This is a genomic window from Buchnera aphidicola (Greenidea ficicola), assembly GCF_039386055.1.
Lineage (GTDB): Bacteria > Pseudomonadota > Gammaproteobacteria > Enterobacterales > Enterobacteriaceae > Buchnera_K > Buchnera_K aphidicola_A.
Map to the genome: position 1 here is coordinate 107,921 of NZ_CP135012.1, position 13,502 is coordinate 121,422.

General features: G+C 18.8%; 11 protein-coding genes. 10 read left to right on the plus strand and 1 reads right to left on the minus strand.

Going from position 1 to position 13,502, the window contains the following annotated elements; all coding sequences use genetic code 11:
* Window positions 1-43 precede the first annotated feature (43 nt).
* From nuoG to RJT27_RS00575, 9 genes are all read left to right on the plus strand, one after another.
* Window positions 44-2,767 (plus strand): NADH-quinone oxidoreductase subunit NuoG, encoded by a 2,724-nt coding sequence (nuoG, locus tag RJT27_RS00535; protein ID WP_343189551.1) that lies wholly within the window; start codon window positions 44-46, stop codon window positions 2,765-2,767.
* Between the two features lie 2 nt (window positions 2,768-2,769).
* Window positions 2,770-3,711, plus strand: a complete 942-nt coding sequence (nuoH, locus tag RJT27_RS00540; RefSeq protein ID WP_343189552.1) for an NADH-quinone oxidoreductase subunit NuoH — start codon at window positions 2,770-2,772, stop codon at window positions 3,709-3,711.
* Between the two features lie 4 nt (window positions 3,712-3,715).
* Complete coding sequence (nuoI, locus tag RJT27_RS00545; RefSeq protein ID WP_343189553.1) at window positions 3,716-4,252, plus strand: NADH-quinone oxidoreductase subunit NuoI; 537 nt, start codon at window positions 3,716-3,718, stop codon at window positions 4,250-4,252.
* A gap of 13 nt (window positions 4,253-4,265) precedes the next feature.
* Window positions 4,266-4,757, plus strand: coding sequence for an NADH-quinone oxidoreductase subunit J (locus tag RJT27_RS00550; RefSeq protein WP_343189554.1), 492 nt, complete (start codon window positions 4,266-4,268; stop codon window positions 4,755-4,757).
* A gap of 41 nt (window positions 4,758-4,798) precedes the next feature.
* Window positions 4,799-5,101, plus strand: a complete 303-nt coding sequence (gene nuoK, locus RJT27_RS00555; RefSeq protein WP_343189555.1) for an NADH-quinone oxidoreductase subunit NuoK — start codon at window positions 4,799-4,801, stop codon at window positions 5,099-5,101.
* Window positions 5,098-6,936, plus strand: a complete 1,839-nt coding sequence (locus RJT27_RS00560; protein ID WP_343189556.1) for an NADH-quinone oxidoreductase subunit L — start codon at window positions 5,098-5,100, stop codon at window positions 6,934-6,936. The genes nuoK and RJT27_RS00560 overlap by 4 nt, the downstream gene beginning before the upstream one ends.
* Window positions 6,937-7,028: 92 nt before the next feature.
* Complete coding sequence (locus RJT27_RS00565; protein ID WP_343189557.1) at window positions 7,029-8,531, plus strand: complex I subunit 4 family protein; 1,503 nt, start codon at window positions 7,029-7,031, stop codon at window positions 8,529-8,531.
* Window positions 8,532-8,547: 16 nt separating this feature from the next.
* Window positions 8,548-10,014 (plus strand): NADH-quinone oxidoreductase subunit N, encoded by a 1,467-nt coding sequence (locus tag RJT27_RS00570; RefSeq protein WP_343189558.1) that lies wholly within the window; start codon window positions 8,548-8,550, stop codon window positions 10,012-10,014.
* Between the two features lie 48 nt (window positions 10,015-10,062).
* The gene (locus tag RJT27_RS00575; RefSeq protein ID WP_343189559.1) at window positions 10,063-11,355 is read left to right on the plus strand and encodes a bifunctional folylpolyglutamate synthase/dihydrofolate synthase; all 1,293 of its coding nucleotides are present in this window, start codon (window positions 10,063-10,065) and stop codon (window positions 11,353-11,355) included.
* Here the strand turns inward: RJT27_RS00575 and RJT27_RS00580 are convergent.
* Complete coding sequence (locus tag RJT27_RS00580) at window positions 11,352-12,299, minus strand: ribose-phosphate pyrophosphokinase (RefSeq protein WP_343189560.1); 948 nt, start codon at window positions 12,297-12,299, stop codon at window positions 11,352-11,354. The genes RJT27_RS00575 and RJT27_RS00580 overlap by 4 nt on opposite strands.
* A gap of 114 nt (window positions 12,300-12,413) precedes the next feature.
* Between RJT27_RS00580 and prfA the strand changes: the two genes are divergently transcribed.
* Window positions 12,414-13,493: a peptide chain release factor 1 gene (gene prfA, locus RJT27_RS00585; protein WP_343189561.1), complete on the plus strand. Its 1,080-nt coding sequence runs from the start codon at window positions 12,414-12,416 to the stop codon at window positions 13,491-13,493.
* Window positions 13,494-13,502 lie beyond the last annotated feature (9 nt).

Consider the following 13,502-nt stretch of genomic DNA (forward strand, 5'->3'; position numbering starts at 1 on the left):
TTATTTTTTTTTATTAAAGTGTTTTTTTTTGGAAAATTTTATTATGTATTTGATTCATATAAATAAGAAATTATATAAAGTATCTAAAAATGATAATTTATTAAAAATATGTTTATCTAATGGAATAGATATACCATATTTTTGTTGGCATCCTATTTTAGGAAGTGTTGGTTCTTGTAGACAGTGTGCAGTAAAATGTTTAAATAATATTAATGATGTTCATGGTAATATTGTTATGTCTTGTATGACTCCTGTTGTTAATGATATGATAATTTCTACGAATGATATTGAAGTTGAAAAATTTAGAAAAAATATAATAGAATTATTAATGACTAATCATCCTCATGATTGCCCTGTTTGTGCTGAAGGAGGAAATTGTCATTTGCAAGATATGACTGTTATTACTAAACATAATGATAGAAGATATAGATTTAAAAAAAAAAAATATAAAAATCAATATTTAGGACCATTTATTACTCATGAAATGAATCGTTGTATAACTTGTTATCGTTGTGTTCGTTATTATAATGATTATGTTGATGGTAAAGATTTTGGTGTTTATGGAGTTAGTAATAAAATATATTTTGGTCGTTTTAATTCTGGAGTGTTAAAAAGTAAATATTCTGGTAATTTAATAGAAATTTGTCCAACTGGTGTTTTTAGTGATAAAACTCATTTAAATAATTATAGCAGAAAATGGGATATGCAATATTCTCCTAGTGTTTGTCATTTTTGTAGTATTGGTTGTAATATTATTGCTTCGGAAAAATATGGCGAACTTAGATATGTGGAAAATAGATATCATAATAATATTAATAAATTTTTTTTATGTGATTTAGGTCGTTTTGGTTATAGTTATAATAATTTATTAGATAGACCAAAATATGTTACTTCTTTTTTAAATAATAATATAAAAAAATTAAATTTTTCTGAAGGTATTTTGTTAGTAAGTAAATTATTAAAAAAATCTTCTTATATTGTTGGTGTTGGATCTCCTCGTTCAAGCATTGAAAATAATTTTTCCTTATATAAATTAGTTGGAAAAAAAAATTTTTGTATAGGGATGTCTGATTTAGATAATGAATGTATTAAAATAATTTTAAATACATTGCGATATAGTAAAATAAATATTCCTAATTTAAAAAATGTAGAAAAATATGATGCAATTTTTATTATTGGTGAAGATATTTCTCAAACAGCATCTAGATTAGCTTTATCTGTTAGACAGGCAATTAAAAAAAAGAAAATTAAAAAAAATATTTTAAAAAATATTAATTTTTGGAATACTTCTGGGATTAAAAATTATTCTCAAAATAATTATAATCCTTTATTTATAACTTCTATAGATAAAACAGATTTAGATGATATTTCTAAAATTAATTATTTTGGTTCTACTGAAGATCAAGTTTATTTTGTTAATTTAATAATATATTATATTAAACATAGTTCTTTAAATAAAAAAGAAATAAATAAAATTGATTTATATAAAATTAAATTTATTGCTAAAAATTTATTAAAAGCAAAACGACCTTTAATTATATCAGGGATGAGTAATGGTGATGTTGATTTAATAAAAGTTTCTTTAAATTTAGCAAATGTTTTAAAAAATAAAAATAAAAATACAGGATTAATTTTATTACCTATTCATGTAAATAGTATAGGAATTTCTTTAATAGGTGGTATTACTTTTGATAAAATTTTTTCGAATTTTAATAATAAAAAAATAGATTTTTTAATAATTATGGAAAATGATTTGTATCATTATATTGAAAAATTAAAATTAGATTTATTTTTTTCTAGAATTAAAAATATTATTGTTTTGGATCATCAAAATACAAATACATTTAAAAAAGCAACAATTTCTTTTCCTGTAAATAATTTTTTTGAAAGTTCAGGAACAATTATAAATTATGAAGGAAGAGCACAAAAATTTTTTCAGGTTTATGATCCATCTTTTTATAATAAGGATATAGGAATTTTAGAAAGTTGGAGATGGTTAAATTATATATATAGATTATTATTTGGTATAAAAAAAAAATGGAAAACTTTGGATGATGTAATTAAAAATATTATTTCAGATATTCCAATTTTTAAAGGTATTGATAAAATTTCTCCTGATTCTAAATATAGATTTTTTGGACAAAAAATAGCAAGATCTCCTCATAGATTAAGTGGAAGAACGGTAATTAGATCGCATATTAGTGAACATGAAATTAATGTATCACAAGATCAAGATAGTTTTTTTTCTTTTTCAATGGAAGGAATACAGCAATCTTGGAGATATTCTGATTATATTCCATTTAATTGGTTTCCTGGTTGGAATTCTTCTCAATCTTTTAATAAATATAATAAATATAAAAATAAAAAATTACGAAATCAATATTCTGGATTTTTATTATTTAAAAAAAAAAAAAAAAAAAAATATATATATTATTCTTTTGATAATTTTAAAAGATACAAAAAAGATATTTTAAAAGTTGTTCTTTATTATAAGTTATTTGGTAGTGAAGAAATTAGTCAAAAATCATTAATTATTAAACAAAGAATAAAAAATATATTTGTTAAAATAAATTTTATAGATGCTTTAAAAATGAATATTAAAAATGATTCATTTTTATATTTTGATTGTTTGAAAGAATCTTATTGTTTAAAAGTTTCTATTTCAAGTAATTTGAGTCAAGGAAATATAGGTTTGCCATTAGGAATGTTTGGTCTTCCTCGTTCTCTTTTAGGTAAAGAAGTAACTAATTTAAGGAGTAAATTATAATTATGTTTTTTTTTTTTCGTTCTTTTTTAATAGTTTTAATATTTGTTTTTTTTGGAGCTTTGCTTACCATTATTGAAAGACGTTTATTAGGTTTTTTTCAAAATCGTTATGGTCCAAATCGTGTAGGTTGGCAAGGATCTTTGCAATTATTTGCGGATATGATAAAAATTTTTTTTAAAGAAGATTGGACTCCTAGTTTTTCTAGTTCTTTAATTTTTAATTTATCTCCTGTAATAGCTTTTTTTGCTTTATCTTTTGTTGTTTGTTGTATACCTTTTTCTCCTTATTTTAATATTATTGATTTAAAATTAGGAGTTTTGTTTTTTTTAATGATGGCAGGAATATCTACATATTCTATATTATTTTCTGGATGGTCTAGTAATAATAAATATTCTTTATTAGGATCTATTAGATCTTGCGCGCAAATTTTAAGTTATGAAATTTTTTTAGGTATATCAATTATGGGGGTTGTTGCTCAAGCAGATTCTTATAATCTTTTAGATATTATTAATTCACAAAAATATTTATGGAATATATTTCCACAATTTTTTGGTTTTATAAATTTTTTAATTTCTGGTTTAGCTATTTGCCATAGACATCCATTTGATCAACCTGAATCAGAACAAGAATTATCGGATGGTTATCATATTGAATATTCAGGAATAAAATTTGGTTTATTTTTTATTGGTGAATATATTTCTATGATTATTATTTCTATTTTAATTTCGATATTATTTTTTGGGGGATGGAATGGTCCTTTTATTTCTAGTTTTTTTTGTTTTTTAATAAAGATATTGTTTTTTCTTTTTTTATTTATATTAATTAGAGCTTCTTTGCCTAGACCAAGATATGATAAAGTTTTATTGTTTAGTTGGAAATTTCTTTTACCTTTGTCATTATTAAATTTATTTTTTACTTCTTTATTTATATTTTATAAGTATTAATATTATGAATTTTAAAGATATATTTTTTGGATTTTTTACACAATTAAAAAGTATTTGGATGGTTTTTTTAAAATTATTTGATAAAATTGAAACTAAAAAATATCCTGAAGAACCAATTGTTTTATCACCTCGTTATAGAGGTAGGATTATATTAACTAGAGAACCTAATGGAGAAGAAAGGTGTGTTGCTTGTAATTTATGTGCTGTAGTTTGTCCTGTAGGTTGTATTACTTTACAAAAAGGAGAAAAAAAAAATAAAAGATGGTACCCAATTTTTTTTCGTATTAATTTTTCTAGGTGTATTTTTTGTGGTTTGTGCGAAGAAGCTTGTCCTACTTTGGCGATACAATTAATACCAGATGTAGAGTTAGCTGAATATAAAAGAAAAGATTTAATATATGAAAAAAAAGATTTATTAATTTCTGGAGTTGGAAAATATCCAGATTATAATTTTTATAAAATTTCTGGTAAAAAAAATATTTTTGTAAATAAAAGTAATAAAAATTATTCTAAATATATTGATGTTAAAGATTTATTATAAGGAAAGAAATAATATGGAGTTTATGTTTTATTTTTTATCTTTTGTTTCTATTTTTTCTACATTATTATCTATATTAAATATTAATCCTATATATTCATTATTATATTTAATTGTTTCTTTTTTGTCATTATCAGGTATTTTTTTTATTTTAGGAGCGTTTTATGCAGCAGCAATAGAAATTATTTTATATGCTGGAGCTATTATGGTTTTATTTGTTTTTGTTATTATGTTTTTAAATTTAGGAAATAAAACATTTATTAAAGAAAAAAAATGGTTTTCATTTTATAATTTAATTATTACTTTTTTTTTTTTATGCATGATGTTTATTATTTTTTATTTTTTTAATAAAAATATTAATAATAAAAATATTTTTCATTTAGTTATTGATGGTAGAGATATAGGTTTTGTTTTTTTTGGTGAATATTCATTGTTAATAGAAATAATTTCTATGATTTTATTAACTTCTTTAATTATTGTTTTTCATATTAGTAATAATATTTATTAATATTGTTTTATTTTATTTATTTTTTTTTTGGATGTTTAATAATGGTACCTTTAAATCATGGATTTTTTTTAGTTTTTGTTTTGTTTTCTTTAGGAATTTCTTCATTATTAATTCGAGGGAATTTATTATTTATATTAATTAGTTTAGAGATTATGATGAATGCTGTTGGTTTATCTTTTGTTTTGATAGGTTGTTATTGGGCTCAAATTGATGGTCAAATTATGTATATTTTAATAATTACTACTTCTGCAGCGGAAGTAAGTGTTGGTTTAATTTTTTTAATGAAATTATATAAAAAATATAATACATTAAATGTTGATGTTTTAAGTGAGATGCGTGAATGAATTATATTCATTTATTAATTTTATTACCGTTTACTAATTTTTTTATTTTATCTTTTTTTGGTAATTTTATTTCTAAAAAAAAATCAAAATGTATTGGATTTTTTTTTTCTTTTTTAATTTTTTTTTTGTTATTTTGTATAAATTTACAATTTTATTATTTTAATAATCGTGTTTTTTTCATTAAAAATTTTTTTAATTGGGTATCTATTAATAGACTTAATATTGATTGTTCTTTTTTGATAGATGAATTATCAATAGTTATGTTAAATATAATTTTATTTATTGGTTTTTTAATATATTTTTTTTCTCTTTGGTATATGAATAAAGAAAAATTAAAAAATTATTATAAGTTTTTTTCTTATATAAATTTATTTATTTTTAGCATGTTATTATTAGTTCTTTCTGATAATTTAATATTTTTATATTTTGGTTGGGAAATGGTTGGGGTTTGTTCTTATTTATTAATTGGATTTTATTATAAAAATAAAAAAAATAGTTTTTTTTCTAATAAAGCTTTTTTTATTACTAGAATTGGTGATATTTTTTTATTAATGGCAATTGTTATGTTATATAATTTTTTTAATACTTTTAATTTTTTAAATATAAATAATTTAATTAATAGTATAACGATTTTTAATGAAAAATATTTTTTTTTTATTACTTTGTTTTTATTTTTTTCAGCTATTAGTAAATCAGCTCAATTTCCTTTACAAATTTGGTTATCTGGAGCTATGGTAGGACCAACTCCTGTTTCAGCTTTGATTCATTCTGCTACTATGATTACTGCTGGTGTTTATTTAATTGCTAGAATGTATAATGTTTTTTTATTAAATCCTTTAATTTTATATTTTATTAGTATTTTAGGGACAGTTACTTTATTTATTGGATGTATTTTTGCTTTGAATCAAAATAATTTAAAAAAGATATTAGCATATTCTACTATTAGTCAAATTGGATATATGTTTTTATCTTTAGGGGTTCAATCTTGGGATGGTGCAATTTTTCATTTGGTTTCACATGGTTTTTTTAAAGCTTTGTTATTTCTTTCTTCTTCAATATTAATTTTATATTCTAATAATATTAAAAATATTTTTAAAATAAAAAAATCTTTTGAAATTTTTTCTTTTTTGTATTTTTGTTTTATTTTTGGTTGTTTTTCTTTAATTTCTTTTCCTTTTATTACATCTGGATTTTATAGTAAAGGAAATATTTTATTTAATGTTTTACAAAATGGTAATATTTATTTATTTATTATTGGTTTATTTTGTACATTTTTAACTTCTATTTATACATTTAAAATGTTTTTTATTATATTTTTTAAAAATGAAGTAATAAAAATAAAAAATAATTTAAATATTTTAATATCTTTATTTATTTTAATGTTTTTTTCTACTTTTTTTGGTTTTTTTATTATTCCTAATTTTTATTTTATATTTCCTTTAAAAATTTTTTCTGAAGATTATAAATTTTTATTAGAATTTTTTTCTGGTTTTTTTTCTATTTTTGGTATTTTGTTTTCTTATTATTTTTGGGTATTAAATAAAAATTTTATGAAATTATTATTTAATAATAAATATTTAAATAAATTTTTTGAATTATTTTTTATTTTTTTTAGTTTTGATTGGTTATATGAAAAAATATTTGTAAATTTTTATATTAAACTTTCTAAGTTTTTATATTTTGATTTATTTTATGAAATTAAAAAATATTTTATTTTTATTATAAAATTTATCGGAAAAAAAATATTGTTTTTGATTAATGGTTATTTGCGTTGGTATATTACTTTAATGATATTTGGTTTTTTATTAATTTTTTCTATTTTAGAAAAATTATAAATTATTTTAGAATATTATAAAATTTTTTTATTATTTTTTTTTAAATAAAATAATTTTATATAAATAAAATTTTTAATAGGAAATAAAATACAATGTTTCTTGTTTTATTAATTTTGATTCCTTATATAAGTAGTTTTTTATGTTTTTTTTCTCAATATATAAATACTAAATTACCAAAATTTATTGCTTTAATAACTATGTTTATTGTTTTTTTGATATCAATAAAAATATGGTTAGAAAATTATTTTTTTATTGTAAAAAATAAATATATTAATTCTAATTGGGATATTGAATTTATTCATCCTTTTATTAAAAAAATAGGAATTGATTGGAATTTTGGTGTTGATGGTTTATCTATTTTAATGGTTTTATTAACTATTTTATTAGGAATTATTTCTATATTATGTTCTTGGAAAATAAATTATAAATATTCAGGATTTTTTTATTTTAATTTTTTATTTTTAATAGGTTCAATAATAGGGACATTTATTTCTTTAGATTTATTTTTATTTTTTTGTTTTTGGGAAATTACTTCTTTTCCAATATATTTTTTATTATTAATATGGGGTTTTAATAATAATAATAAATTATTAAGAGTATCAAATAATTTTTTTATTTATTCTCAAATTTCAAGTTTTTTTTTATTATTAGGAATTTTAGGTATTTTTTATAATTATTATTTTTTAACAAATATATATACTTTTAATTATAATTTATTATTAAATACTCCTATAAATTTTTATTTAGAATTATTTTTAATGTTTTTATTTTTTTTATCTTTTTCAATTAAAATTCCTACAATTCCTTTTCATAATTGGGTAATTGATTTTCATGAATATTCTCCAGTTTCTGGATTTTTAGATTTATCTGGCATTTTAATAAAAACTTCTATTTATGGTTTGTTACGTTTTAATATACCTTTTTTTTATTATTCTTCTTTTTTGTTTTCTTCTTTTTTTTGTTTTTTAGGTTTAATAAATATATTTTATTTTTCTTATATAGCTTTTATTCAAAAAGATATTAAACGTTTAATTTCTTATGGTTCAATTTCTAATATGGGTTTTATTTTAATTGCTATATATAGTTTTAATATATTATCTTCTCAAGGTTTAATAATACAAATTTTTTCTCATGCATTTTCTACTGCTGCTTTATTTATATTAATAGGAAAAATTTATTTTTTTTTAAATACTAGAAAATTAAAATGTATTATTGGATTTTCTTCATTGTCTATTTTTTTTTATTATTTTTTTTTATTTTTTTCTATTGCAAATTTAGGAATACCTGGAACTGGTAATTTTACTGGTGAGTTTTTAATTTTACTTGGAAGTTATTTTAATCATTCTATTATTACTATTTTTTCTCTTATAGGTTTAATTTTTTCAATGATTTATTCTTTACGAATGATGAGATATATTTTTTTTGGTAATTTTAAAAAAAAAAATATTTTTTTAAAAATACAATATTTAGATGTTTTTATTATGTTTATTTTATTTTTTTTTATTATTTTGTTAGGAATATATCCTAAGAGGTTTTTTGATACTTCTTATCATTCTATTTTAAATATTTATAAAAATTTTAAGTTTTTAATATAAAAATTGTAAGGTTAATATGAATTTATCTATAATTTTTAATAAATTAATAATATTTTTTCCTATAATAATTTTATTATTTTCTGTTTTTTTTATTTTTTTATCTATTGCTTTATATCGTAATTATTTTTTTGTTTTTATAGTAACGGTTTTTAGTTTTTTGTTTTCTTTGTTATTTTATTTTTTTATTTTAAAATTTATTTCTTTACCTTTTGTATTTTCTAGATTAATTTTTATAGATTATTATTCTTTATATTATTCAGTAATTATATTATTTACAAGTTTATTTACTTGTTTTTTTTCTTATTCTTGGTTAAATAATTTTAATATTAATAAAGAAGAATTTTATTTGTTATTATTATTATCTACTATTGGATCTTTATTAGTAATTATATCTAATAATATGATGTTATTTTTTGTTTCTATTGAATTATTATTTTTTCCTTTGTTTGGATTAATTTGTTATTTAAGGTGTAATAATTCTTTAGAATCTTCATTAAAATATATAATATTATCAAATATTTCAACAATTTTTTTATTATTTGGAATTTCTTTAATATATTATATTACTGGTAATTTTAATATTTATATTTTTAAAAATATTTTTGATTTAATTTCTTTACAAGATAAAAATATATTAATATTTGGTTTATCTATGATATTGATTTCTTTGTTTTTTAAATTATCTATTTTTCCTTTTTATTTTTGGATAGCTGATATTTATCAAGGATCTTCTTTTCCAATATTAATATATTTTTCCGTTGTAACTAAAATATCTATTTTTAGTTTTTTAGTTAAATTTTTTATGAATATTTCTATAATAAATATTATACCTTTTTTTTTAATTATTAAAATAATTTCTATTTTTTCTATTATTTTTGGGAATTTGATGGCGTTAATTCAAAAAAATATAAAAAGATTATTAAGTTTTTCTTCAATAGCGAATTTTGGTTATTTATTACTTATTTTTACTAATATTAATAATAAATTTTTTTTAATAAAAGTTTCTACTTTATTTTTATTAAATTATTTTTTTGTTAATGTAGGTATTTTTGGTATTTTTAGTATTTTAATAAGTTTGTTAAAAATAAAAAAAAATGATGATATTTTTTTTTATAAAGGTTTATTTTGGAGAAAACCATTTTTAACAATACTTTTAACTATTATGTTTTTATCTTCTGCTGGTTTACCTTTAACTTTAGGTTTTGTTAGTAAGTTTTATTTATTGTTTTTTTTATTTAAAAAGGATTCTTTTTTAATTTTATTTTTAGTTTGTTTTGGGATTATTATAAGTGTTTATTATTATTTAAAAATTATACTTTCTTTATATAGTAGAAATAATGATATTTTATATTTTAAAAAATATAATAATATTGATTTTTTAAATATTTTTATTTTATTTATCTTTTCTTTTTTAATAATTTTATTTGGGTTTTATCCTAATTTTGTAATTAAATTAATGAAATGTTTTATTCCTTTTTTTTAATATTGTATTATTTATTTAATTATTTAATTATTTAATTATTTTTTATTTATGGGAACTTTTTTAAATATTATTAATAAAAATAAATCTTTATTAGAATGGCTTGAATATATTGAAAAAAAATGTTGTCGAGAGAAAACTTTCAATTTAAATAATGTTTATAATATTGCAAAACAATTAAATATTTTAAATATAAATTCTTATATTTTTACTATTACTGGGACTAATGGAAAAGGATCTACTGGTTATATTTTAGAAAATTTATTATTTAATTCTGGTTATAGTGTTGGTTTTTATACATCTCCTCATATTATTAATTATAATGAACGTGTTAGAATTAATAGGAATATTTTAAAAGATTGTTTTCATATAAAAGCATTTAAAGTTATTGAATCAGTAAGAAAGGATGTTGTTTTGACTTATTTTGAGTTTATAACTCTTTCTTCTTTATTATTATTTAAAAAAAAAAAATTAGATGTTCTTATATTAGAAGTTGGTATTGGTGGAAGATTAGATGCTACTAATATTATTGATGCTGATATTAGTATCATTACTAATATAAAATTAGATCATATGAAAATTTTAGGAAATAGTATTGAAAATATTGCATATGAAAAAGCAGGGATTTTAAAAAAAAATAAAATTTGTTTTATTGGTGAAAATTATTTTCCTAAAATAATTTTTATTTTATTGAAATTAAAAAATATTTTTTTTAAAAAAAAATATTATGATTGGTATTGGAAAGAAAATAAAAATAAATTTACAATTTTTACTTCAAAAAGAATTATTAAAGATTTTATTTTACCGAAAAATATTTTAATAGAAAATGTTTCTATTGCTATAGCTGCTTTAGATTGTTCTCCTTTTTTTATAAAAAAAAAAAATATATATAATATTTTAAATTTTAAGGGTTTACCTTGTAGATTTAATATTATTTCTAAACATCCTAAAATTATTTTAGATGTTGCTCATAATCCTGATTCTTCTTTATATTTATCGAAATTTATTTTAAAAATAAAAAAAAAAAAAAATATATATGTTATTTTTGGGATTTTAAAAGATAAAGATTTTTTTCTTACTATTAAACCTATGTTAAGTATAGTAAAAATTTGGCATTTTGTTATTTTAAAACATCCTAGATCTTTTAAATATAATATTAAAAAAAAAAATTTTCCAAAAAAATGTTTTTTTTATAATAGTGTTATAGAAGCTTGGAATGTTGTAAAAAAAAAAATTGGTTTAAATGATATATTATTAATTTATGGATCATTTTATCTTATTTCAGAATTTTTTTTTATTTTTAAGAATATAAATATTTTTAAAAATAAAAAAATTAATTTTTAATGTTCAAACATTGCTGAAATTGATTCTTCATTATTTATTCTTCTTATTGCTTCTGCTAACATGTTTTTTAATGTTAATTTTCTAATTTTTTTTAGTTTTTTTATTTTATTCGGTAATGGGATAGTATCACATACAATAATTTCATCAATATTAGAATTTTTAAAATTTTTTCTAGCTTTTCCAGAAAAAATAGCATGTGTTGCATAAGCAAAAACTTTTTTAGCTCCATTTTTTTTTAATGCTTTTGCAGCATTACAAATTGTACCTCCAGTATCAATAATGTCATCAACTAATATACAATCTTTATTTTTAACATCTCCAATAATGTGCATTACTTGTGAAGAATTTGCATATGATCTTCTTTTGTCAATAATTGCCATATCTGTATCATTTAATAATTTAGCAATTGCTCTAGTTCTTATTACTCCTCCTATATCTGGAGAAACAATAACAGGGTTAATTAAATTTATTTTTAACATGTCTTCTAATAATACTATACTCCCGAAAACATTATCTACTGGAATATCAAAAAATCCTTGTATTTGTTCTGCATGTAAATCTACTGTTAGTATTCTATCTACCCCAACATTAGATAAAAAATCAGCAATTACTTTTGCGGTAATAGGAACTCTAGACGAACGAACTCTTCGATCTTGTCTTGCGTATCCAAAATAAGGTATTACAGCTGTTATTCTTCCAGCAGAAGCTCTTCTTATTGCATCTATCATAACTATTAATTCCATTAAGTTATCATTTGTTGGTGCGCAAGTAGATTGAATAATAAAAATATCCCCACCTCTTACGTTTTCGTTTATTTTTACACTTATTTCACCATCACTAAAACGACCTATTTCAGCTTTACCTATTGTTGTATATAATTTTTTTGCAATAGCTTTTGCTAATTTTGGTATTGAATTTCCTGAAAATATTTTCATATCAGACATTTTATTTCCTTTTAATATTATTAAATTTATTAAATTTAATATTATATTTTAAATATTATTTTAATATAATATTAAATTAAAATATTATATAATATTATATTAAGGAATTTATATATGAATAAATCTATTATATTTAAATTAAAAAAATTATATTATCGTTATAAAAAAATAAAATTATCATTAAATCAACCAAATAATTTTTTAAATTATAAAAAAATAAATAAATTGTCTAAAGAGTATATTAAATTGTCTTCTATTTGTTTATTATTTATTAAGTGGAAAAATATTGTAAAAGAGATTTTTTCTTTAAAAAAATTATTAAATGATCCAGAAATATTTGAATTAGCTTTGGATGATTTAAAAAAAAAAAAAATAAAAAAAAAAAAAATAGAAAATAAATTAAAAATATTATTAATTCCAAAAGATTCTAATAACAAAAATGGTTGTTTTGTAGAAATTAGAGCTGCAACTGGAGGAGATGAAGCTGCTATTTTTGCAGGAAATTTATTTCGTATGTATTCTCGTTATTCAGAAATAAAATCTTGGAAATTAAAAATAATTAATTTTCATAATAGTTCTAAAGGTGGTTTTAAAGAAATTATTTGTGAAATTATTGGAAATGAAGTTAGTAAAAAATTAAAATTTGAATCAGGTGGTCATAGAGTACAGCGTATTCCTAAAACAGAATCTCAAGGAAGAGTGCATACTTCTACTTGTACGGTTGCAGTTATTCCTATTTTAAAAAAAGAAATAAAAAGAAATGTTATTAAACCTGTTGATTTAAAAATTGATACATTTAGGTCTTCAGGAGCTGGAGGACAACATGTAAATACAACTGATTCTGCAATTCGAATAAAACATATTCCTACTGGAATTGTTGCAGAATGCCAAGATGAAAGATCACAACATAAAAATAAAGCGAAAGCTTTATCTATTTTATCTGCAAGGATATATGCTGCAGAAATGATAAAAAAAAAAGCTAAAAATTCTTTTATACGTAAAAATTTATTAGGAAGTGGGGAACGTTCGGATAGAATAAGAACTTATAATTTTCCTCAAAACAGAATTACAGATCATAGAATTAATTTAACTTTATATTGTTTAGATTCAATTTTGCAAGGGAAATTAGATCTTTTAATTGATCCAATTATTCAAGAATATCAATCTAATTTATTATGTAATATAAAGGAATAAAATAATTAA